Source organism: Actinacidiphila polyblastidii (genome assembly GCF_036353415.1).
Lineage (GTDB): Bacteria > Actinomycetota > Actinomycetes > Streptomycetales > Streptomycetaceae > Actinacidiphila > Actinacidiphila polyblastidii.
In genome coordinates, this window is the sequence record NZ_JAZEWV010000031.1 from 43,909 (window position 1) to 67,344 (window position 23,436).

The 23,436-nt window shown below is 73.8% G+C and carries 16 protein-coding genes; 3 read left to right on the plus strand and 13 right to left on the minus strand.

What is annotated here, in order from left to right:
* Positions 1-17 precede the first annotated feature (17 nt).
* Together V2S66_RS26915 and V2S66_RS26920 are read left to right on the plus strand one after the other, a co-directional pair.
* Positions 18-1,316: a type III PLP-dependent enzyme domain-containing protein gene (locus V2S66_RS26915; protein ID WP_330799282.1), complete on the plus strand. Its 1,299-nt coding sequence runs from the start codon at positions 18-20 to the stop codon at positions 1,314-1,316.
* Between the two features lie 133 nt (positions 1,317-1,449).
* A complete protein-coding gene (locus tag V2S66_RS26920; RefSeq protein WP_330799283.1) occupies positions 1,450-2,658 on the plus strand; it encodes a glycosyltransferase family 2 protein in 1,209 nt (402 codons plus the stop codon).
* An 80-nt stretch (positions 2,659-2,738) separates the two neighbouring features.
* Here V2S66_RS26920 and V2S66_RS26925 read toward each other — a convergent pair whose 3' ends face one another.
* From V2S66_RS26925 to V2S66_RS26945, 5 genes are all read right to left on the minus strand, one after another.
* Positions 2,739-5,723, minus strand: a complete 2,985-nt coding sequence (locus tag V2S66_RS26925; protein ID WP_330799285.1) for an AfsR/SARP family transcriptional regulator — start codon at positions 5,721-5,723, stop codon at positions 2,739-2,741.
* Between the two features lie 868 nt (positions 5,724-6,591).
* The gene (locus V2S66_RS26930) at positions 6,592-7,878 is read right to left on the minus strand and encodes a hypothetical protein (RefSeq protein ID WP_330799286.1); all 1,287 of its coding nucleotides are present in this window, start codon (positions 7,876-7,878) and stop codon (positions 6,592-6,594) included.
* 223 nt (positions 7,879-8,101) lie between these two features.
* Positions 8,102-8,692, minus strand: a complete 591-nt coding sequence (locus V2S66_RS26935) for a lytic polysaccharide monooxygenase auxiliary activity family 9 protein (protein WP_330799287.1) — start codon at positions 8,690-8,692, stop codon at positions 8,102-8,104.
* Between the two features lie 417 nt (positions 8,693-9,109).
* Positions 9,110-9,847, minus strand: a complete 738-nt coding sequence (locus V2S66_RS26940) for an alpha/beta fold hydrolase (protein ID WP_330799288.1) — start codon at positions 9,845-9,847, stop codon at positions 9,110-9,112.
* A 138-nt stretch (positions 9,848-9,985) separates the two neighbouring features.
* On the minus strand, positions 9,986-10,846 hold the full coding sequence (locus V2S66_RS26945; protein WP_330799289.1) for an alpha/beta fold hydrolase: 861 nt from the start codon (positions 10,844-10,846) through the stop codon (positions 9,986-9,988).
* 145 nt (positions 10,847-10,991) lie between these two features.
* Here V2S66_RS26945 and V2S66_RS26950 point away from each other — a divergent pair, with 145 nt between their 5' ends.
* Positions 10,992-14,162 (plus strand): helix-turn-helix transcriptional regulator, encoded by a 3,171-nt coding sequence (locus V2S66_RS26950; protein WP_330799290.1) that lies wholly within the window; start codon positions 10,992-10,994, stop codon positions 14,160-14,162.
* 247 nt (positions 14,163-14,409) lie between these two features.
* Here the strand turns inward: V2S66_RS26950 and V2S66_RS26955 are convergent, their stop codons facing one another.
* The 8 genes from V2S66_RS26955 to V2S66_RS26990 form a co-directional block, all read right to left on the minus strand.
* Positions 14,410-14,847: a DUF6086 family protein gene (locus tag V2S66_RS26955; RefSeq protein ID WP_330799292.1), complete on the minus strand. Its 438-nt coding sequence runs from the start codon at positions 14,845-14,847 to the stop codon at positions 14,410-14,412.
* 133 nt (positions 14,848-14,980) lie between these two features.
* Positions 14,981-15,922 (minus strand): carbohydrate kinase family protein, encoded by a 942-nt coding sequence (locus tag V2S66_RS26960; RefSeq protein WP_330799293.1) that lies wholly within the window; start codon positions 15,920-15,922, stop codon positions 14,981-14,983.
* Positions 15,919-17,439, minus strand: coding sequence for a glycoside hydrolase family 32 protein (locus V2S66_RS26965; RefSeq protein WP_330799294.1), 1,521 nt, complete (start codon positions 17,437-17,439; stop codon positions 15,919-15,921). The genes V2S66_RS26960 and V2S66_RS26965 overlap by 4 nt, the downstream gene beginning before the upstream one ends.
* A gap of 109 nt (positions 17,440-17,548) precedes the next feature.
* Positions 17,549-19,060 (minus strand): glycoside hydrolase family 32 protein, encoded by a 1,512-nt coding sequence (locus V2S66_RS26970; protein ID WP_330799295.1) that lies wholly within the window; start codon positions 19,058-19,060, stop codon positions 17,549-17,551.
* Between the two features lie 60 nt (positions 19,061-19,120).
* On the minus strand, positions 19,121-20,155 hold the full coding sequence (locus V2S66_RS26975; RefSeq protein WP_330799296.1) for a LacI family DNA-binding transcriptional regulator: 1,035 nt from the start codon (positions 20,153-20,155) through the stop codon (positions 19,121-19,123).
* Positions 20,152-21,063 (minus strand): carbohydrate ABC transporter permease, encoded by a 912-nt coding sequence (locus tag V2S66_RS26980; RefSeq protein ID WP_330799297.1) that lies wholly within the window; start codon positions 21,061-21,063, stop codon positions 20,152-20,154. Before V2S66_RS26980 ends, V2S66_RS26975 begins: the two co-directional genes overlap by 4 nt.
* Positions 21,063-21,941 carry a carbohydrate ABC transporter permease gene (locus V2S66_RS26985; RefSeq protein WP_330799298.1) on the minus strand — a complete coding sequence of 293 codons (879 nt, stop codon included), beginning with the start codon at positions 21,939-21,941 and terminating at the stop codon, positions 21,063-21,065. The genes V2S66_RS26980 and V2S66_RS26985 overlap by 1 nt, the downstream gene beginning before the upstream one ends.
* Before the next feature lie 57 nt (positions 21,942-21,998).
* Positions 21,999-23,348, minus strand: a complete 1,350-nt coding sequence (locus V2S66_RS26990) for an ABC transporter substrate-binding protein (protein ID WP_330799299.1) — start codon at positions 23,346-23,348, stop codon at positions 21,999-22,001.
* Between the last annotated feature and the right edge of the window lie 88 nt (positions 23,349-23,436).

The window sequence follows — 23,436 nt, forward strand, 5'->3', positions numbered from 1 at the left end:
CCGCGGAGGCGAGCCGGATGACGCTGTCCCACCACTTCCCCACCTTCCACCGGATGCTGCACGCCCGGCTCGATCCCGGCCGCTGGCCGCCCGGCACGCGGATCACCGCGGACGGCGACATGCTCGTGGGCGGGGTCGCGCTGACCCGGGTCGCCGCCCGGCACGGCACGCCCGCGGCGGTGCTCGACGTGGCCGAGGTGCGGCGCCGGTGCGCCGCCCACCGCGCCGCGCTGCCCTGGGCGGACCTCGGCTGGTCGGCCGCCGCGCTCGCGGCGCCCGGCGTGCTGCGACTGGTCGCCGCGCAGGGGCTGTCGGTGACGGTCGGCTCGGTCGCGGAGCTCGCGGCGGCCAGGGCCGCGGGCGTCCCGGCCGCCGCGACGCTGGCCCGCCGCCCGCTCCCGGGCTTCGCGGGCGCCGTCGTGCTGCGCGACCCGCGGGAAGCCGGCGAGCACCCCGACCGGGCGGCCGCGCCGCGCCCGGTGCTGCTCGCGGTCGCCCTGCGCGGGCACGGCCCGGGCGTCGCCCCGGGCGACGCGGTGGAGGCGGTGCGCCGCCTGCTGGCAGGGCCCGGCGTCCGGCTGGCCGGCCTGCACGCCGTCCCGGGGCCGCCGGGCTCGCGCGTGTCCGCGTACGAGGCCGCCGTGCGCGTCCTGCTCGCTGTCGCGTCGGCGCTGCGCGAGGCGCACGGCGTCGCCGTGGAGCGCCTCCACCTGTCCGGCGACGGCGTCGTCCCGGCGTCCGATCCGCACGGGCTGGCGCAGCGGCTGCGCACCGCGATGGACTACGAGTGCCGGGTGCTGCGCCTTCCGGCCCCGCGGCTCACCCTGGAGACCGGCCGCGCCCTGCTCGCGCCGGCCGCCGTCACCCTGCTGCGCGTCGTCACCGCCACCGGCGCCGCCGTCACCCTGGAAGGGCCGCTCACCGGATCGGTCGCCGGACCGCTCACCGGACCGGTGGGCGACACATTCGCCCAGCCGCGAAGCGCGATCCCCGGCGCTCCTGCGGCACCGTTCGCCGAGCCGTCCGCCGCCGCGCACGCCGGCCCGTTCGACCCGTACGCCGAGCCGTCCGCCGAGCCCGCGCCCGGACCCGACCCCGCGGTGCGGCTGGTCGGAAGGAGCCAGGGGGCGAAGCTGCGGACGGTCGGCGTCGGCGGGCCGGGAGAGGGCCCGCGCCGGCTCCCGCTGCCCGAGGACGTGGCCCCCGGCGATCTGCTCGCGGTGGCGCACCGCGTCGGCGGTCCGGCCCTGGCGTGCGGCCCGGGCCACGCCCTGGTGGCCGTCGAGGACGGGGCCGCACGCCTGCTCACCGAGTGACCGCCGGAGCCCGCACGGGGCGCCCCCGCACACCGCGGGGGCCGGATCCGCACCGCCCGCCATGCCCGCGCCCTCTCGTCCCCCGTTCTCGCCGTCGTTCCGCCCGCCCCTCTCACCCTCCGGGAGCTCCGCTGTGCCGCCGTCACCGTCCGCGCTGCTCGATGACGTCCTGCTGGGCGTGTGCGCGCTGTACCTCCTGACCGTCGCCGCCCACCTCACCTGCCAGATCCTGTTCGCCGAGCGGGCCAGGCGGCGCCGGCCGGCGCCGGACCCGGGACACCGCCCCGGCGTCGACGTCGTGGTGCCCTGCCACAACGAGGACCCGGACGTGCTCGCCGCCTGCCTGGCGTCGATCGCCGCCCAGGACTACGCCGGGGACGTGCAGGTGCACGTCGTGGACGACGGCTCGCCCAACCGCGCCACCCTCGACCCGGTCTACGCCCGGTTCACCGCGCTGCCCGGGTTCCGGCTGATCGCCTTCCCCGACAACCGCGGCAAGCGGCAGGCGCAGGCCGCCGCGGTCACCGACTCAGCGGCGGACATCGTGATCACCGTGGACTCGGACACGGTGATCGCCCCCGACGGGGTGCGGCGCCTCGTGGCCACCTTCGCCGACCCGCTGGTGGGCGCGGCCATGGGCGAGATGCTCGCGGCGAACGCCGGGCAGAACCTGCTGACCCGCCTGATCGACCTGCGCTACTGGTACGCCTGCAACCAGGAGCGGGCCGCGCAGTCGCACTTCAGCGCGGTCCTGTGCTGCTGCGGGCCGTTCTCCGGCTACCGCCGCTCGGTCCTGGAGAAGGTCCTCGACGACTACCTCCACCACACCTTCCGCGGCCGCCCGAGCAACCACGGCGAGGACCGGCACCTGACCAACCTCATGCTGCGCAGCGGCATGCGCACGGTGTACGCGCCGGACGCCAGGTCCGCGACCGTCGTGCCCGACCGGCTGCGGCCGTTCCTGCGCCAGCAGTTGCGCTGGAGCCGCAGCGTCTACCGCGACACCCTCTGGATGGCCCGCAAGCTGCCGTCACTGGGGGCGTACGCCGTGCTGGACACCTTCGCGCAGGTCGCCGGCCCCGTACTGCTGGGCGCCGCGCTGGCGCTGGCCGCCGTGCGGGCGGCGACGGCGGGCCCCGGCGGGTGGCCGTGGTTCGCGGCGGGTGCGCTGGGCGTCGCGGCGGCCTACTGCGGCTACGGCACCTGGCGGCTGCGCCATCCCCGCTTCCTCGCCTTCGCGCTGTACGGGGTGCTGCACTGCGCGCTGCTGATCCCGGTGCGGCTGCGGGCCCTGCTCTCGCTGGGCGACGACAGCTGGGGCCGGCGCGGCGCCGCGTCGTGACGCCCTGGCCGACCCCGGCCCGACCCCCGCCCGGACCTGCGCGGCCCCGCGTCCCGTGGGCCCGCGGTCGCCCCCGGTCCTCACAGCGCGCCGAGCCGCCCGCGCACCGCCGCCGCGTCCGCGTGGCCCATCGCCTCCAGCAGGTCGCGGGCCCGCTGCCAGGCGGTGCGGGCCGCGCCGGGGTCGCCCGCGGCGTGTTCGAGGTCGCCGAGCCGCACCAGCACCTCGGCCTCGTCGTAGCGCTCGCCGCGCTCGCGGTAGAGGTCCAGGGCGCGCCGGTAGCAGTCCCGCGCGCGTTCCGGCCGACCCGCGTGCTGGCAGGTGCGGCCCAGCCCGGCCCAGGCCTCGGCCCTGCCGCGGACGTTGCCGGGACCGCGGTGCGCCAGCACGGACTCCTCGCCGTACACCAGGGCCGACGCCTGGTCGCCGCGCAGGGCGTGCAGGCGGCCCAGGGCGGTGAGGGCGCCGGCGCGTCCCGCGCGGTCGCCGGACTCCTCGAACAGCCGCAGCGCCCGCTCGGCGTGCCGCAGTGCGTCGTCGTACCGTCCCGAGCGGCCGTACGTCTCGGTGAGCCTGCTGTGCGCGTACGCCTGGCCCCTGTGGTCGCCGAGCCGGCGGTACAGGACGAGGGCGTGGTGCAGGTGCGCCTGGGCCTCGGCCGGGCGGTCGGAGCGGATCAGCGGGAGGGCCAGGCCGTCGTGCGCCTCGGCCAGTCCGCGCGGGTCGCCGAGGCGGCCGGCGGCGAGGAGCGCGACGCGCTGCGCCGCCTCCCAGTCGTGCCAGCGGCCGCGCAGTCCGAGGAAGCCGGCCACCGCCGGCGGGAGCCAGCGCGCGTGCTGGTCGGCGCCCTCGGACGCCGCCAGGGCGATCGCGCCGAGCAGCACCGCGTGGTGGGCCTCGAACCAGCCGAGCGCCTGCACCCGGTCGGCCACCGGCTCCGGCTGGACGCCGGCGAGCGCGGGCGGCAGGCCGGGGTCCGGCGGGCGCAGGTCGGGGTCGAGCAGCAGCGCGGCCCGCCAGGCGGTGTGCAGGTAGTGGTCGAGCAGACGGCGCACGGCCGTCCGGCGCTCCCGCCCGGCGTCGTGGGCGCGGGCCTGCTCGGCCGCGTACGCGTGCAGCAGGTCGTGGCCGGTGAACCGGCCGGCCGCGGGCTCGGACAGCAGGTGGGCGCGGAGCAGTTCGTCGAGGGCGGTGTCGGCGGCCTCGACGGGGACGCCGGCCAGGCTCGCGGCGGCCGGTGCGGTGATCTCGGGGCCGGAGTGCAGGCCGATCAGCCGGAACATCCGGGCCGCTGCCGGGCTGAGCGTCCGGTAGGACCAGGAGAAGACCGCGCGCAGGTCGGTGGCGGTGTCCCCGCCGGTGAAGACGTCCAGCCGTCTTCGCGCGTCCCCGAGCTCGGCCGCGAGGGCCGACAGCGGGCGGGCCGGGCGGGCGGCGGCGCGCGCGGCCGCGACGCTCAGCGCGAGCGGGTGGCGGGCGCACAGGGCGATCAGCTCCGAGACGGCCGCGGGCTCCGCGTGCGCCCGCTGTTCGCCGAGCAGCCGGGTGAGCAGGTCGCGCGCCTCGTCGCGGGCCAGCAGGTCGAGGGCCAGGTGCCGGGCGCCCTCGGTGGCGGCCATGCCGGTGAGCCGGTCGCGGCTGGTGACCAGGACCATGCACCCGGAGGAACCCGGCAGCAGCGGCCGCACCTGGTCGCTGTCGCGCGCGTTGTCCAGCACCACCAGCATGCGCCGGCCGGCCAGCGCGGAGCGGTAGAGCGCCGCCTGGGCCTGCGGTTGGGCCGGTACGCGCTGCGGGTCGACGCCGAGCGCGTCCAGGAAGCCGCGCACCGCGTCCTCGGCCGCCATCGGGCCGCCGCCGGGCGAGAAACCCCGCAGATCCACGAACAGCTGACCGTCGGGGAAGCGGGCGGCGACCTTGTGGGCCCAGTGCACGGCGAGCGCGGTCTTGCCGATGCCGGCCCCTCCCCCGATGGTCGAGATCAGCACCGTCCCGGCCGCCGGCGGTTCGGCGAGCAGCGCGTCCAGCGCCGCCAGCTCGGCCCTGCGGCCGGTGAAGTGGCGCGTGGCGTGGGGGAGCTGGCGCGGCGCCACCGCGGCGTGGAGGGCGCGGGGCCGCGGCGCGCCGGTGTCCGTCGGCGCCGCGGCGCCGACCGGGGCGCCGGACGCGCCCCCTGCGGGCGCAACGGCGGCCGGCACGGTGCGGGCGGCGCGCAGGTCGATCCCGTGGAGCGCCGGGCGGACGCCGGGACCGGGGCCGCGGGTCCCGCCCGCGCCGGCCGGGGCCGCATGGGCGGCCCACACACCCCGGGCCTCGACGCGGACGCTGCCGTCACCGCCGATCAGGCCGGCCCGCACGGCCTCCAGACGGGCCCCGGAGCCGTTGCCCAACGCCGCCCGCAGCCGCAGCAGCGCCCGTTCGTGCACGACCAGCGCCTGGTCGTGCTGCCCCAGCCGGTGCAGCGCGGCCATCCGCAGCCCGATGACCTCCTCGTCCAGCGGGTAGTCGGTCTCCCACCCCGTGAGCCGGTGCAGCGCCTCGGCCTCCAGGCCGACCGCGAGCGCGCAGCGGGCCCACCGCACCCGGGCGTCGCGCTGCTCGCGGCCGAGCTGGCCGCAGAACATCTCCGCCCACGCGCCGGGCACCCCGGCCAGCGCCTCGCCCCGCCACAGCGCCAGAGCCTGCTCCAGCAGGGCCGCCGCGCCGGCCTCGTCGCCGCCGCCGGAAGCCCGGTGCGCGCGGTCCACCAGCCGCCGGAAACGGTGCAGGTCGACCTGGTCGGCCGCCACGTCGAGCACGTAGCCGTCGGCACGGCGGCTGAGCGCCACACCGTGCGGGGCGAGCGCCGACCGCAGCCAGCCGACGTACTTGTAGCGCACCGCCGAGCCCGGGGGCCGGTCACCCCAGACGCGCTCCACGAGCGCGTCGGTGGCGACGGGCCTCCCCGGGGTGCGCAGCAGCACGGCCAGCACACAGAGCGCCTTGGCCGAGCCGGCCGGCCCGAGTCCGACCACCTCGCCCTCCGCCTCGACCACGACCGGTCCCAGCAGCCGAAACACCAGCATCGTGACCGCCCTCCCCACCGCGGCGGCTCCGCCCTCCCGGAGCCGCGACACCCGACGCCCTGACTCCTTTCCCGGGGCGGCCGGGCGCAGCCGTGCAGGGGCGGCGGGCGGGCCCGCCCGCGCGGTCGGGCGGCGGGCCGGGCGGTGCGCCCGCTCCGCGGCCCCCGGCGCGGGAGCCGGCGGGCGCCGCCGGACGGCCGCAGGACCGCCGCGTCATCGGACGGGTGCGGGAAGGCCCCGGGGCGCTGCGGCGGCGCGCGGCCCCGGCGGTGGCACGGGACCGCCGGGGAACGGCTGCCGCCGGCGCGGTCGGAGGCGGGACGGCGGCAGGCCGCGGGACGCCGGCAGGCGCGGCGTCCGCCCGTCCGCCCGGCCGCCGGGACGGGGCCCGGCGGCGCCGACGCGAGCGGGGGCGCCTGGCCGGGTGCGGACGGGTGGCGCGTGGCGCAGGGGGCGCCGGGAATCGGCGTGGCGGGGGCCGGCGGCGGGGACTGCCGCACCGCCCGGGGCGCGGTGGTCCCACCGTCGCGCGGCGGTCACGGCCGCCGGCCGCTGCGCCGTGGAGACCGGACCCACCCGCCTGATCCGCGAACCCGCCATGGCGGAAGCCTCGTTCACCCTGGCGCGGTCCGCGCGCGCACCCCGTAACCGGTACCCGATCGTGACCGACGGGGCACCGCCGGTCGTTCGGGAGGGAGCGGACGCGTGCCGCGGACGCCGAGTGCGCCGGTGTGAAAGGCCACGACGTCGTCCTGCCGGTGGTGGCGGAAGGCGTCGGGCAGGTCGTCGTCGAAGTCCTCCGCGGGCCGGCGGTGCCCGCGGAGGACACGTCGCGAGGTTCGACGAGAGGGTGCGGGCGCCGCCGGCGTCAGCCGACGGTCCAGCGCAGGTACGTGCTCCGCGAGCGGTCCGCGGTCGTGGCGCGGCCGACGACGTCGCCCTGCTCGGTGATCGCCTCCGCCGCGGTGCTGGCGTAGCCGGCCGGCGGGGTGATCGCGATCATCTCGCCGGCGCGCCACAAGAAGGCACGCGAACTGCCGTCGGGCAGGGCGGAGTTGCCGGCCACCTCGCGGCGGTTGTTGACGCCGACGGGGAAGGCGGTGGCGCCGCCGAGCGTGCCGAGGTCGCGCGTGCGGCCGCCGCTCCACAAGAACGCGCGGCGCACGCCGGAGCCGAGGTCGCTGACGCCGGCCACGTCGCCGAGGTCGTTGACCGGGTGCCAGCCGAAGGTGAGGACCGTGCTGTTGCCGTCGCCGAGGCCGACGACGTCGGTGAACGCGCCATCGGTCCACACGAACGTGTGCGCCCCGGGCCGGGCGGCGTAGGGCGCGTAGTAGTCGCCGACGACCTGCCCGCGCGCGTTCATCCCGCCGATGCCCTCGAAACCCGCGAAGGAGGACGACCCGTCGAGGTCGGTGAAGTCCGCGACGACCGCCCCGTCCCGCCAGACGAAGCCCGCGCGGTCCGCGCTCTGCGGCCGGCCGGCGACGATCGCGATGGCGCCGTGGTCATCGACCGCCTGGCCGGCAAAGGTCATGCCGGCGGTCGTCGCGGGCGGCGCCACCGCCGTGACGGAGGCGCCGTCGACCAGGCAGACGGTGTTCCAGGTGGCGGTCTCCCCGCTCTTGACGTTCCAGCCGTGCACGACGGCCTGGCCGAGGTTGTTCAACGCCGTCGCGTTGGCCTCGACCGTGCCGATGTCCAGCACCCGGGGCACGCCGGCGGTCCACAGCACGGCGGACTGGTTGCCGGAGACCACGCAGTAGCCCACCGCCTGGTCGTGGTCGTTCAGCCGGACGGCGCCGCTGTCGGCCGCCCCCGCCAGCGGCGCGGGCAGGAGCGTGACGCTGCCGTCGGCCCAGATCGCCGAGGGCCACCTGAGCGGGGCGCCCTCGCCGAGGTCGACCATGCCGAGCACGTGGCCCAGCCGGTTGACGTCCCGGACCTGGACCAGCGGGTGCGATCCGTCGCCGTTGCTCAGCGGCCGGGCGGTGATCGTGTGCCGGGGGCGCACGGCACCCGCCCGCCGCGGCGCCGGCGGGCCGGCGGCCGCCTGTGCCGGTGGCGTCACCAGTGCCGCGGCGCCCGCCGCGGCGGCCGTGATCACGGTGCGCCGCGTCATGCGGCGACCGCCGCTGAGCCGACTGTTGTCCATGCCGTTCCCTCCCTCGACGTGCAGCGCTGCCGCGGACGCCGGCCGCGCCTGCGCGGCGTCGTTCCGCGGGCGGTGCATGGTGGTGGTGGTGGTGGCGGTGCGTCAGTGCAGGGTGTCACGAGGACGCCCCTCGGGCCCAGACAGCGGCCGGACGTCTTCCACCCTCCGCAGGGGGTGGCGTCGGGTCCGGGACGCCGCCCGGGCCGGGCGCCCGCGGGGCGGGTCAGAACTGCACGTCGGAGCAGGCGTAGAAGGCGTTTGCGGTGTCGGCGATCGTCCACACGCCGACGATGAGCTGCTTGCCGGTGCGTCCGGTGGGGATGGTGCCCTGGTGGACCACGGTGGTCGGCGGCTGGGCGCCGTTGTACGCCACCTTCAGGAAGGGCGTGGTGTTCAGCTCCGAGCGCGTCAGCGGCTTGGTCGGGTCGTAGCCGTTCTTGGTCAGGTAGTACGAGAAGTCGGTCGTGGCGTGCTGGGCGGTGAGCTTCCAGGTGAAGGTGTAACTCTGGCCGCCGGTCAGGTGAGTGGCGGGCCAGGCTCCGCCGCGGGGGGCGTCGAGCTGGGCGAAGCGGCTGACGCCGCCGCTGCAGATCGTGCCGTCGGCGGGACCGCCGGCCGGGAAGCCCTTGGGTCCCTCGACGCTCTGCGGCTCGTACTGGATGTCGCCGCAGTTCTTCACCGTCCCCGCCGCGCACAGGGCCTGGCGGCTGGGCGGGGTGCTGATGTAGCCGTGGCTGCTGGCGCTGCCGGTGGCCAGCACGAGGGCGCTTAACGAGCCGAGGCCGACGACGGCGGCGGCGAGCTTCTTGCGCATGACAGTCTCCCTGGGAACGTGGGGAATTCCGCTGGTGTCCCTGGACAGGTCCGCGCCGGGGCCGTTCGACCCCCGGTTGCCGCCCGCCAGGTCTAGACCACGCATCACCGTAGTCCCGTCATGTGGACATGTCCACAACAATGACGCCCCCGGTTGCGCGCGGCCAGGGCGCGGGCCGGAATGTGCTGCCTCAACCGTTCCTGCACCAGGCGGCATCCGCTGGAGCTGACGGTGTCGGCCATCCAGGTCGGGCCTGCGCCGGCAGGTTCGGACGCCTCCCGTCCGCTCGGTGCGGACGGGAGGCGCCGCCGGCGCCGCAGCCTCTCGCCGCGGGGGGGCGCTCGGGTCGGTCGACGCCGTCCTTCGAGCTGCTCCTCACCTCATCGGCGTCAGGCGTCAGGCGTCAGGCGTCAGGCGTCAGCTGACGCTCCTCAGCGCGTCGAGGATGACCTGGGTGACGGCGTCGGGTTGGGAGATCATGATGACGTGGGAGCCGTCGATCTCCGTGATCTTGGCGTTTGCGCGCTGGGCCATCTCGCGGACGACGTCGCTGCCGGCGGCGGTGTCGGCGGTGCCGACGGCGGCCCATGCCGGCAGGTTCTTCCAGGCGGCGGGGCCGCTCTTCTCGGCGAAGGCCGCCGCCGCGATGGGCCGCTGCGACAGCCCGTAGACGTCGGACTGCAGCTGCGGCAGGTCGGCGGTGAAGACGGCGCGGAACCTCGCCGCCTGGATGAGGAGCTCGGTCGCGGTCTCCGCGCCGTTTCCCGTCGGGTACTGGTACTCCTCCAGCGCGGTGGTCAGGACGCTGTCCTTCGAGCGCCCGACGATGTCTCCCAGGACCTCGCCCTCGTCGGGGGCGAAGGCGGCGACGTAGACGAGGCCGACGACGTTGTCGGTCCGGGGGACGGCGTTGGTGATGATCGCGCCCCCGTAGGAGTGGCCGACCGCGAGGACCGGGCCGGGGATCTGGTTGATCATGCCGGCCACGTACGCGGCGTCGACGGCGATGCCCCGCAGCGGGTTGACGATCGCCCGCACCTTCACACCCGCGGTCACCAAGCGCTCGGTGACCAGGGCCCAGCTGCCGGCGTCGGCGAACGCGCCGTGGACGAGGACGACCGTGGGGCCGCCGGTGGAAGAGGTCTCGTCAGTCATGGTGCTCTCCTTCGAAGTGGTGCCTGGCGTGGTGGGGTGGCGCTGATCCAATGTGCGTCAACGGATCAGGACGCCCGCGGTTGCGCGGCCGGGACTGAATGGCTGACACATCGGTCGGTCGGGGGAGGGTTCGCTCCGTCAGGGGGCGGTCGAGGTCGCTGCGGCCTCGATGACCCGTGTGGAGACCCCGGGGTGGGAGATCATCGCGACGTGCGAGCTGTCGACCTGCGTGGTGTGGGAGTGGGCGCGGGCGGCCTCGAAACGCTCCAGGTCCGGCGAGATGGAGCGGTCCTGCTCGGCCACCAGGTACCAGGAGGGGATGGTGTGCCAGGCGACGGTGGTCGCCTGGTCGGTGAAGGCCGCGGAGGACAGCGGGCGCTGCTCGACGGCCATCAGCCGGGAGTCGGCGGCGGACAGGTCCTGGGCGAAGACGTGGTGGTACGCGGCGGGGTCGATGGTGAAGTCGGTGCCGCCTCCGGCCACGGGGGTCCGGAGCAGCGCCGGGGCGAGCTGGGATCCCGCGAACCTGCTGTTCAGGACGCCCAGTTGCTCACCGGTGTCAGGCATGAAGGCGGCGATGTAGACCAGGGCCCTGACGTGGGGGTTCCCGGCCGCGGCCTCCGATATGACCGCACCGCCGTAGGAGTGCCCGACGAGCACCACCGGACCCTTGATCGCGGCCACGATCGAGGCGACGTACGCGGAGTCGCTGGTCAGTCCGCGCAGCGGGTTGGCCGGCGCGACCACCGGGTAGCCGTCGTGCTCCAGCCGGGTCACCACGCCGCTCCAGCCGGACGCGTCGGCGAAGGCACCGTGGACGAGGACGATGGTCGGCTTGACCTGGGCGCCGCGCTCGGTGGCGGCGTCGGCGGACCCGGTCAACGCCGGGAGGGCGCTCGCCGCCACCACGCAGACGGTGGCCAGGAGGCAGCTGCCGCGCGAGAGGCGGGATGGCAACGGACGGGCCCGGGAGGGGCCGGCGGGACGGTTGATGCGCATGACGCGTCTCCTCGGGAAGGTGTCACGGGTCAGCGACAGGCCGCGGCCCGACGACAGGAGAGCCTGCCTAAGATCATCGTCGTGGGACACGGGCCGGACCTGTGCTGGTGGGGCACAGTCAACGGTGGTTCCACCGGAGGGGACCATGCACTTTGACACGAAGAATCCGGGACCCGGGCCCGGCCCGGGGGGCGGCGCGGGAGGCAGGGCCGGCCTCGGGGCGGGAGATGACGAGCCGGCCTTCGGGTCCGAGCTGCGGCGGCTCAGAAGAGCCGCCGGCCTGACGATGGAGCAGCTCGCCGAGGCGTCCGGCGTCAGCGCCCGCTCGATCAGCAACATGGAGCGTGGCCGCACGCTGGCGCCGCACCGCCGTACCGTGGCGGTCCTGGCGAAGGCCCTGCGCCTGCCCGCACGCGACCGCGAGCTGCTGGAGGAGCTGGCCAGGACCTTCCCCGCGCTGCCGAGCGGCGGCGACCCGCGGACCGAACTGCTCGGGCGGCAGCCCGAGCTGGCCCGTCTGAAGGCGGCGTTGCACGCGGCCCAGCGCCTGCGCGGCTCCGCGCTGGTGCTGCGCGGCGGCCCCGGCCTGGGCAAGACCGCTCTGCTGCGCGAGGCACTGGCGCTCGGGTCCGTGCAGGCGCTCACCGTGCTGTCCGTGACCGGCGTGCCCGCGGAGACCCACCTGCCGTTCACCGGGCTGCGCAGGCTGCTCGACCCGCTGCTGGCGGACGCGGGCCCCCGTACCCGGGCCGCCTGCCGGCTGGTCCTCCAAGCGGTGGGCGAGGAGGCCGCCGACGGCGGTCTGGAGCCCTACGGCGTCGCCTTGGCCACCGTCGACCTGGTGACGTCCGGCCCGCGCAGGCCGGCCCGACTGCTCGTGGTGGACGACGCCCAATGGCTCGACCGGCAGAGCTGGGACGCCATCGCGTTCCTGGCCCGCCGGATCGCGGCCCATCCGGTGACCGTGCTCATGGCGATGCGCGACAGCACCGAGACGAGTCTCCGGCTGGCCACTGCGGGGCTGAGCGAGCTGGCCGTCGAGCCGTTGGGCACGGCTGCGTCCGCAGCCCTCGTCGACCGGACCGCGCCCGGCCTGGCCGCGCACCTGCGGGCACGGGTACTGGAGGAGTCAGCCGGTCATCCGCTGGCACTGATCGACCTCTCCTCAGCCGTGGCCGGCACCGGCTGGGACCCGGTGCTGAACACCGGGCTTCCACTGAGCGACCGCCTGGCGCGCAGTTACACCACCACCCTGCACACACTGCCCGCCACCACCAGCGCCGTACTCCAGACAGCCGCCCTGCACGACGGCGACAGCACCGACGAGATCCTCGCCGCGGCCGCCACCGTCATCGATCCGACCCTGCCGTCCGCAGACGACCCGCGTGAGGAGCCGCACGCAGCCCCGGCCCTTCGCGGGCTCCCCCTCGCCGGACCCTCCCTCGCCGACCTGCAACCGGCCCTGGACGCGCACCTGCTGACCGAGACGCCGGGCCGCATCCGCTACCGCCACCCGCTGATCCGCGAGGCCGTACGCCAGTCGGTCCCCGCCTCGCTGCGCCCGCGCATCCATGCGGCGCTCGCCGCGGTCCTCGGCCCGCGCACCGACCGCGGCGTGTGGCACCGGGTGGCGGCCGCGACCGGCACCGACGAGGAGCTGGCCGCGGACCTGGCCGAACTGGCCCGCACGCTGCGCAGCAAGGGGGTGTACGCCACCGCGCTGACCTCCTGGGAGCGGGCCGCCGACCTCACAGCCGACCCGGAACAGCGGGCCACCCACCTGTATTGGGCCAGAGAGGCTGCCCGTTCCCTGGGCGACACCGACCAGATCGTCAAGCTGACCGGGGTCATCGACGACGCCCTCCTCCCGCCCGCCGTACGCGCCACCTACCTGAAGAGTCGCGAGAACGCGCTGCAGGCGGGCTGGTCGCCCTCGGCCGACCTGACGAGCCTGCCCGCGAGCGTCAGCCGGTTGCACGCCCAGGGCCAGACCGACGTCGCGGCAGACCTCCTGGGGCAGGTGAGCCTGCGCTGCTTCTGGGCACCGCCCGACGCGGCCACCCGGGCGGCGCTGATCGCCTCCGCCGAAGGGCTCGGCCTGCCGCCGCTGAGCCCCCACCTGTACAACATCCGCGCGCACATCGCCCCACTGGAACGCGGCCGGATCGTCCTGGACACGGTCACCGCCCTGGCGCGGGAACCAGCCGGCGATCCCGGCCAGGAGTACCCGTCGCTGGGATTTCCCGCCAGCGCCGTCTGCGACTACCCGGCCGCCAAGGCCTTCCTCACCGCCGATACGGCCCGGCACCGCGCGAAGGGCGCCATCGGCAACCTGGCCGAGACCCTGGTCTCACAGACCTACGTGGCGGCTCAGCTCGGCGAGATCGCGACCGCGCTGGCCAGCGCGCGCGAGGCACAGGTGCTGGCCGGTCAGCTCGGCCGCGTCTTCTGGGTGCTGGCCGCGCGGATCTGCGAGGCCCAGGCCGAGGCGCTGCAAGGCAACGCCGAGACGGCACTGGCCCTGGCCGACCAGGTGGAGAGCGCGCTGCTGGCCTACGGTCCGCACCCTCACCTGTCGCTGGTCCAGCTCGCCCGCGGCACCGCCTACCTCGCCCAGGGCCGGTCCACCGACGCCTACGACGCCCTGGCCCGCATCTTCGATCCGCACGACGCCGCGCACCAGGAGTACGTCAGCCTGGCGGTGATGCCCGTCATCGCCGAGGCGGGCGGCACCAGCCCCGAGCGGCGAGAGGACCTGCGCGCCCTGGTCCGCGCCGCCGAGTCGGCCGCCGACCTCTGCGGCTGGCCGGTCCTGGTGATCGGCCTGGCCCAGGCGAAGGCACGGCTGGCCGAGGGCGACGAGGCGGACAAGGCGTTCGAGCTCGCCCTGAGCGCCACCCCGGCGACCTGGCCCTTCGAGCGCGCGCGAACCCAACTGGCGTACGGTGCCTGGCTGCGCCGGCACCGCCACGCCGCCCGATCGCGCCCGCACCTGCAGGCCGCCTGGCACACCTTCCGGGCCATGTCCGCCACGCCATGGGCCCAGCGGGCCGACGCCGAACTGCGTGCGGCCGGCGCCGCGCAACCCTCCGCCCGCCCCCCGGCCGGCGCCGAGGGACTCACCGCCCAGGAACTCCAGATCGCACGCCTCGCCGCCACCGGCATGACCAACCGCCAGATCGGCGAACAGCTCGACCTGTCCCCCCGCACCGTCAGCACCCACCTCTACCGCGCCTACCCCAAGCTCGGCGTCTCCAGCCGCCGCCAACTCCCCCACGCCCTGCCCCCTGACCAGTCGCCCCCGTACGTCACCTGACGGATGCACCACCGCAGAGCGCCCCCGGAACGGGGAGAACCCTCGTCACGGGAACCGGACTCCGCCGCGTCTGCCGGGCGCGGGCGGTCAGATCAGCCTGGCAGGGTTCGGGAGAGGCGGCTGCGCGCCCAGCCCGTCACGGACGAGCTGCGGCGACGGCCAGCAGGCCGGCGCCACTGAGACGTCGCCTCTGGTGGTTGCCCGCAGCGAGGGACGGTGATCAGTTCGTCGTGCGCGGTCGCTCCGGTCAGCGCGGCATGCGCTGTCCCAGCTCCCCTGCCCTCTCCCGCAGGCTCGCAGCCCAGGATCCACCATGCGCGGGGGCGGACATCCCGACGACGGTGGAGACCTGCACGTCGAGCGGGGCTTCCGAAGTCGTTCCGTGCCGTTCCCAGTCCACCTCGATCCCTGCGCGCTCTGCAAGGACCAGCACGGTGGCGGTGAAACCCTCGGAGAGCGCCAGCAAGACGGCGTGGCTCGTCCTTCGGTGCTTGGCCAGGAGGGCGTTGACGAAGGTCTCGAAGGCGTCAGGGCTGACCTGGCACTCGTCGTTCACCATCGGCCCGATGCCCGACGGGAGTTCCAGCTCCGCCTCGAAGACCGCCACCTGGCGCCGGAACAGGCGAGAAACTCCATTGGACGGGTTCCACAGTGTCTCGTCGCCGATGTCGAAGTACTGGCTCATCACGGCACCTTTCCGGTGGTCATGACACGCCAGCGTAGCCCGCCGGATCATCACCGCCGTCTGCCTTCCGTCCTGGTCGGACGCCGGTGGCAGATGAGGGCCGCCGCCATGCCGACGAAGGCCGGGAGATCGGCTACCGGGCGGCGGCAGCCGTGCGGAGTTCCTCCGCGGTGGGCGGCTGGGCCCCCGTCCGGGTCGTGGCGAGCGCGCCGGCCACCACACAGTCTCGCAGCACCCGTTCCAGCTCCAGCGCGTCCGCGGGCATCCGCACGGTTGCCGTGCCGTCGGAGTGCGCGGCGAACAAGCCCGCCAGCAGGGCCGATTGGAAGGCGTCCCCGGCGCCGATGGTGTCGGCGACGCTCACGCGGGGTGCGGCGACGGAGACTTCCGCCCCGGGCAGGAATCCGGTGGCGCCGTCGGCCCCGCGCGTCAGTACCACCAATCGCGGGCCGCCGGCCAGCAGATCGCGGGCCGATGCGGCAGGGTCCTGCCCCGGCCACAGCCAACGGAGGTCCTCGTCGCTGGCCTTGACGACATCGGCGACCCGGGCGAGCCGTTCGACCGCGGAGCGGTAGGCGGCGCGGTCGGGCTGCACCGCGGGGCGAACGTTGAGGTCGACCGCCACCGCCCGGCCCTCACGGCCGTGCAGTCGCCGACACGCTTCCAGCACCTGTTCCGCTCCTGGGGAGACCACGACGGCCAGCGAACCGGTATGCAGAAGCGCGGTGTCCTCCCCCACGGGAATGTGGTCCGGCGCCCAGGAGGCGAGGAAGTCGTAGGTCGCCGATCCGGTCTCCTCATCCACGTACGCCAGTGCCACCGTGGTGCCCCCGGTCGTTGCGGGTGCGCGCAGCACGTCGAGGCCGGTGCCGGCCAGGTACGTCGCGACCAGTGCGCCAGGCGGGTCATCGCCCCAGCAGGTGACCAGTGTGACGGGCCGGCCGAGGCGGTGCACACCGATGGCCACGTTGGCGGGGCTGCCACCGGGGCTGGGGCGTACGGTGCCGGCGGCCGTGTGCCACACCAGGTCGACGAGGCTCTCCCCGACTACGACGATCCGTCGGGCGGCGGTCATGACGCCCCTCCATTCTCGGCGCGAGCGCCGTGCGTAACCGTGATCGGAAGCGCCTTCAGCTGCCAGGTCCGGACGTCGAAGGCGGCGCTGCCCTGACCTGTCGTGCGGACCCGCAGCCGCCACGGCGCGTCGCCCTGGGGGTAGAAGCGCAGGGTGAGCGCCCGGCCGGTTGCGGGGAGAAAGACCTCGGCGATCGAGTGGTCGACGATCACGCGCAGGTCGGCGGACTCGCCCGGCCCGGCTGCTGCGGGGATGCGCCAGGACCCGCCTTCGGCCCGCGGGTCGAGCGAGGCGCGTTCGCGGTCGACGACCAGGTCCCCGGTGGCGGGGTCGAGGACGATGTCCAGGTATTCGCCGGCGTCCGGTGCGGTCAGCAGACGCAACCCGGCTGCGGCCCGGCCGTCGGCCGACCGGTGCAGCCGGGCGGTCAGGTCGAAGCTGCGGCCGGTGGTTCCCAGCTCGTGCGGTGTGTCGGCGTCGGCCGTCCCCTCGTGATGAAGGGACTGCGGCCCTCGCAGCGCGTCGAGTTCACGCGCGGGTTGCTGGCGCACGGTGCCATCGGGTCCCAGCGTGATCTGACGGGGCAGCGTGAGCATCCCGGCCCAGCCGGCCTCGTCGGTCCAGGCGCTCGGGGCGCCGACCCGTATCGCGTCGCGGGCCTCCCACGACCACGCCCACATCAGCCACCGTCGGCCGTCCGCGCTCCCGTGAGTGCCTTCGCCAGGCGCGGACAGCAGGGCGGGAGCGTAGAAGTCCGGTCCGTGGTCGAGGCGTTGCGGGGGCCCCGCGGCGAAGCCGGCGCCGTGTTCGCGGCCGGTGTACGCCACCGTGTGGGCGGCGCCGTCCTGCGGGTCCCAGGCGCTGACCAGCAGTGCGCCCCGGCCGTCGCCGAAGGCGGCGTACTGCACGCACTCCCAGCCTTCCTCGGTGTCGCCGCCGCCGGGCAGCGGCTCGGGGGCGCGGGCCAGGAAGTGACCGGTGTGGTCCCAGTGCTCCAGGTCGGCGGAGAGGTAGCTCTGCGCGGCGGCGCGGCCGTCGGTGAGTGCGGAGCCGACGAGCATGCGCCAGTGGCCGCCGTCCCGCCACACGTAGGGGTCGCGGAACATCGAGGTGCCCTCGGGCGGTGCGGGTATCAGCGGTTCGCGGCGCTTGGTGAAGGTCAGGCCGTCGTCGTCGGAGACGGCCGAGGTGACGGGCTGCCACCACCGGTGGTCCTGGCGGGCGCAGGAGAACGCCACGAGCTGCCCGCCGGTGCTGACGGCGTTGCCGGACCAGACGCCGTCGGCGTCGTCACCGCCCGGGGTGGGCGCGAGGGCGATGGGGAGGTGCTCCCAGTGCACCAGGTCGGCGCTGCGGTAGTGGCCCCAGTGCATGTCCGCGTGGCGGGCGCTGTGCGGGTTGTACTGGAAGAAGACGTGGTAGTGCCCGTCGTGGAAGACCAGGCCGTTGGGGTCGTTGATCCAGTTCGCGGGCGGCCGCAGGTGGGCGACCGGGAAGTGGGGGTCGGGTTCCGACACGGCGTCGTGCCTTTCGGGACGTGGGAGGGAGGCGGCGGGTGCGGCCGCAGCAGGCGCGGCGGCCGGTGGGACTCCTCCGGGCGCCGCGCCCGCCGGTGACGGGTGCGGGTCAGCCGAACTCGCGGACGGTGATGCGGGAGAAGGTCGCCGAGCCGTTGTCGGCGTAGACGCAGATGCCGGTGTCGTCGGGCTGGAAGCCGACGAGGTTGGACAGGATGGTGTAGCCGGCGTTGACGTAGACCTCGACGCTCTGCTTGTCGACGAAGATCTTCAGGTGCACCGTTCGGGCGGCGGGATCGATGGGCGCGTTGCTCTGGCCGTAGGCGCCGAAGGAGTAGGCGGGCTGGTCGGACGGCCGCCGGTCGACGTACACCGAGCCCTGGTACACACCGATGTTGGTGTGGCGGCTGCCGTCGGCGGACTTCCCGACCGACAGGCCGACGTTGTCGAGCTGGTCCCAGTCGATGTCGAGTTCGAGTTCGTAGGCGGAGCCGTGGTAGGGCAGGTCGACGGTGCCGTTGACGGTGACGTCACTGAGGTCGATCGTCCGGGTGACGTGGTTCTGCAGAGCCGCCACGGGCTGGGACAGGAGGGTGTACCAGCCGCCCGACTGCCTGCCCAGCCGGAGTTCGCGGACGATGGACATCTGGCCGTTGTAGCCGTCGCTGGCGTCGGTGGGCACCGCGCGGCCGGCGTAGTGCCAGTTGTTCATCCAGCCCAGTGCGAAGCGGCTGGTGTCCGGGCTTGCGGCGTTGGGCCAGGTGACGGCGGCGTACCAGTCCCATCCCCAGTCGAGCCACTGCGGGTCGCGTCCGTCGGTGGTGTAACGCGTGCCGTCCCAGTGCCCGACCCAGTAGCCGTAGGTGTCGGGCTGACCGCTGTAGTCGCCCTGGGTGCTGGCACCCAGGACCCAGTGGCTGGTGCCGTCGTCGGCGGTCATCTCGAACAGGTCGGGGCACTCGAAGCCGCCGATGTTGGGACTGGTGTAGCTGAAGGCGGACCGGTAGGTCCAGTGGATCAGGTCGGCGGAGGTGTAGAACCAGATCGCCTGCTGCCTGCCGATGACCACCACCCATTCGCCCCGCGCGGTGTCCCAGTGGATCTTCGGGTCGCGGAACCAGTCGTTGTGGTCGGGGTTGGTGATGACCGGAGGACCGTACGCGGTGAAGGTGTAGCCGCCGTCGGTGGAGTAGTACAGGTACTGCTCCTGCTGGTAGCGGTCGCCGCCGGTGGGCTGGGTGGCGAGGGCGACGACGGCGCCCGCGCCGAAGCCGGCCGTGTTGTCGGTGTCGATGACGCTGGACCCGGTCCACACCGGGAAGTCCGTCGACGTCAGCGGTATGCCGGCCCCCTGGTCGGTGAAGGCGGCCTGGTCGGTGGTGGTGGCGTGCTCCCACCAGCCCGGTGCGTTGTCCTGTCCGCTGTGCAGGTAGTACAGGTGGTCCTGCGATCCCAGATGGATCGGGCGCTGGGGGTCGCTGAGCCAGCCCGAGGACGGCGTCAGGTGGTAGACGGCGCGCAGTGAGGTGCTGTCGGCCGCGGCGGACGGGATGCCGAGGGTGGTGGCGATCGCGGTGGCGCCGAGGCTCTGGAGGAACACACGACGGGACAGGTGGGGCATGATGCGGCTCCTTGGAGGCAGAGGGGTTCCATGCGGCGTCCGAAGGGCGTGCGCGACCCTTCAGATGGATGAGGGGGTGCTCACCGAGGCGCGTCGCACCGGCGGGCAGGCGATCGTGACGCGGCCGTCGGCGGCCGGCTCGTCGAGGCCGAGCAGGACGCGGACGCCGACGCGGCCGAGGTCGTAGTGCGGCAGGGCGACGGTCGACAGCGGTGGGCGCAGGTGGGCGGCGATGACTTCCTGGTTGTCGAATCCGACGACGGCGATGTCCTCGGGGACGCGGGCGCCTTTCTCCCGCAGCCCGTCGTACAGGCCCATCGCGACCCGGTCGTTGTGGCAGAAGACGCCGGTGACCCGCTGGGCGAGGAGGCGGCCGACGGATTCGTAGCCGCCCTCCTGGTCGGGGTGCGCGTCCATGACCAGGTCCGGGTCGAAGGCGATGCCGGCCTCGGCCAGGGCCTGGCGGTATCCGAGCAGGCGTCCGTCATGCGCGGGCGAGGCCGTGGTGGTGTTGACTAAACCGATGCGCCGGTGTCCCTCGGCGAGGAGCATCCGCGTCGCCTCGCGGCCGCCGTCCACCTCGTCGGGCACGACGGCCGGGACGCGGCCGTGTGCGGAGAAGCAGTTGACCAGCACACTGTCCGCCTCGGCCAGGCCGGCGGGCATGGCGACCTCGCGGTGGTACCAGGTGGAGTAGAGGATGCCGCGCACCTTGTGCTCCAGCATCATCGCGATGGCCTCGGCCTCCGCGTCGTTGTTTCCCTCGGTGTTGGCGACCAGGAGGACGTAGCCGTGCCGCCATGCCTCGTCCTGGGCGCCGTGGATGATCTGTCCGGCGAAGGGGGTGGACGCGATGGCGTCCGCGACCAGTCCCAGGAACCGTGAGCCGCCCTTGACCAGGTTCTTGGCCATGGCGTTGGGGCGGTATCCGAGGTCCTGTATGGCCTGGCGCACCCTGTCCCGGGCGTCCTTGCCGATACGGGCGCCCTTCTTGTCGTTGACGACGTGAGAGACCGTGGAGACCGACACTCCGGCCGCCTTGGCCACGTCCCGCATGGTGACGGCGCGTGGGGCGGCCTCGTTCCTGTCCTTCATCCCTTGGTTGCTCCGCTCTCAAGTCCGTAGATCATCGCCCGGTTGAGAACGAGGAATACCAGCAGCAGGGGGGTCACCGTGACGCACACGGCTGCGAAGGTCGCTGTCCAGTCCGTCTTGCCCATCGCGCCGATGTAGTTCTGCAGCCCCAGGGGGATGGTCTTGAGGTTGTCGGAGAGCACGAAGGTGTTGGCGAAGATGAAGTCGTTCCAGATGAAGATGCTGTTGACCATGACGACGGTGACGATCGTGTTGACCGAGAGCGGCAGGGTGATCCGGGCGAAGATGCGGTAGGGGCCGGCGCCGTCGAGCGAGGCGGCCTCGTAGGTCTCGCGCGGGATGTAGCCGTAGAACGACGAGAACAGGTAGATCGCCATCGGCAGCGCGAACCCGGCCAGCGGGATGATCATCGACGGGTAGGTGTCGAGCAGATTGATCTTGGAGTAGTCGATGAACAGCGGCACGAGCGCGATCTGGACCGGCACGATGATGCCGACGAGGAACATCGCACGCACCGCGTTGCTGAAGCGGAAGCCGAGCACCTGCAGCGCGTAGGCGCCCATCATTCCGCAGACGACGATCAGCAGGTTCGAACCGAGCGTGACGATGAGGCTGTTGGCGATGTACCGGCCGAGGTGCCCGTGGGCGAAGGCCCGGGAGTAGTTGTCCAGGGTGAGGGACGACGGCAGGCCGAAGGGGTTGCCGGAGGCGAAGTCCCGCTCGTCGCGCAGGCTGGTGAGGAACACCCAGACCAGCGGGTAGACCTGGACCACGACCAGCACCCAGATGATCACCCGGGACAGTACGCGGTACAGGTTCGGCCCGCGCCTGGCCGCCGCCGGCTGCCCGGCGGGCGGAGCGCTCCGGGTCGCGGACGGCTGCGGGCGCGTGAGGATTCGGGTGGACATCAGACGGCCTTCCGCCGGAGGACGAGCAGGATCAGCCCGACGGCGACCAGGCACTCGACCACGATGAACACCGAGATGGTGCTCGCGTAGCCGTAGTCGGTGCTGGTGAAGGCCGTTTTGTACATGTAGGTGGTGACCAGTTCCGAGGACTGTCCCGGGCCGCCGTTGGTGAGCAGGTACGGGATGTCGAAGCCGCGCAGCGCGTAGGTGGTGGCCATGATCGACGTGGTCAACCACACCGGGCGGATGAACGGGAACCGGATGCGGGTGAAGATCTGCCACTGGTTGGCGCCGTCGAGCCGGGCGGCCTCCTCCAGTTCCCTGGGGACGGTCAGCAGCGCGGCGTAGAGGATGATCGTGTAGAGGCCGATGAACCGCCACCCCTCAGGCGCGGAGACCGCGACCAGGACCGTGTGCACGTCGGAGAGCCAGGGGCGCTCCTGGCCGCCGAGGCCGAGCACGTCCAGCAGCGTGTTCAGTGGGCCGACCGGATCGATGGAGTAGACACGCTGGAAGAGGAAGGCGATGGCCACCGTCGAGATCACCGCGGGCAGCAGGTAGAGCACCTTGATGACCTCGCGCCCCCTGGTGAGGGTGGCGAGCAGGCTGGCCACGACGAGACCGCCGCCGAGCTGGAGGATCAGGCAGATCGCCACGTAGCCGAGCTGGTTGGCGAACGTCCGCCAGAAGACCGGGTCACCGGTGAGCATGTGGCGGTAGTTCGCCAGGCCGATGAACTGCATGTCGCTGATGCCGTCCCAGGAGAAGAAGCTGAGGACGAGCGACTGCACGATCGGCAGCAGCACCGCGGCGGCGTAGAGCAGCAGGGGCGGAAGCAGGAAGACCACGACCGACAGTTTGGAACGGGAGGGGAGCATGACGGCCCTTCTGGGCAGGGGCCCGGCGTGTCCGCCGGCCGGACCCCCGCGGTGGGATCACTTGAAGAACTTCGGCGCGTTCTGGCGCAGGGCGGAGTCCATCGTCGAGGTGAAGGAGGACGGGGAGGTGTCGCCCTGGGCGAGCAGCACGAGTTCCTGCTGCAACCGGGTGTTCGTGGTCGGGTCGAGCTGGGTGTCCCACGGCATCGCCGGCTTGGTCCCCACCGTGTCGGCGGCGGCGACGGCACGGGCGTACAGCGGGGTGGCGTTCGCGGGGATCGCGGTCTTGGCGTTCGTCGTCGGTGACAGCAGGCCGGTGGCGGCGTACAGCGCCGGGTACCTGGTGAGCGCGAACTTCAGGAAGTCCCGCACGAGGGGGTCGTACGTACGGGAGTTGACGGCCATTCCGATGCCCGACGGTGCGACGTACTCGTTCGCCGCGGTGACCGAGCCGGATGTCGTCGGCAGGGTGAAGAAGTCGACGTCGTCGCGGACGGCCGGGTCCAGCTTGTCCGTCGCGAGACTGCCCAGCTCCCAGGTGCCGATGTTGTAGACCGCCGCCTTGCCGGAGGTGAACAGGGCCTGGGCGTCGGAGTAGCCGGCCGAGGAGAACCCGCTCGCGAAGCAGTGCGCCTTGCCCAGCGCGCTCACCCAGTCCGCGGCCTTGCGGCCGGCCGGATCGGAGAACGACGCCTGGTTCTTCTTCAGCTTCTGCACATAGGTCGGCCCGGCCGTCCGGAACGGCTGGTAGGCGGCGTAGCGCTCCAGCGGCCACTGGTCCTGACCGTCGAGGGCGATCGGCGTGACGCCCGACGCGCGCAGGGCGGTGCACATGGCCGGGAAGTCGTCGAGGGACGCGGGGACCTGTATGCCGGCCTTCTTGAACAGCGCCTTGTTGTACCAGAAGAACTCCAGCCCGTACTCGAAGGGGATCATGTAGAGCGATCCGTCGTCGAAGCGCTGGTAGTCCAGAGCGGACTTGCGGTAGTCGCCGTACAGGCCGAGATCCTTCAGCAGCTTGGCGGCGTCCATCATCCGCCCCTGCTTGGCGAGCTTCTGGGCGTACGGTGTCGCGTCCGTGTCGAACAGCTCGGGCAGCTTGTTGGCGGCGGCCAGTGTCTCGTACTTCTGGATGTACGACGGGCGGTCCGGGGTGGTGATCAGGTTCAGCTTGAAGCCGGGGTGAGTGGTGGCGTACTGGTCGGCGAGCGTGGACATCGTCTTGATCACCGCGCCGTCGGCCGGCCGGGAGAGCAGCCACGAGATCTCCCGCGGCTTGATCGTGCCCTGCGGGTCGACGTCAGCGGAGTTGGTGCCGCCGCTGCCGCCGCACGCGGCGGCGGTGAGGGCGAGGACGAGAGCGGCTGCCGTGGTGGCGGCCGACCGGAGTCTGAAGCGTCTGGTCATCGTGGTTCTCCTGTGAACGTGCGGTGCGTACAGGCGCGTGAGGGTGCGGATGCGGGTGCGGATGCGGGTGCGGGCAGGGGTGGGGAGG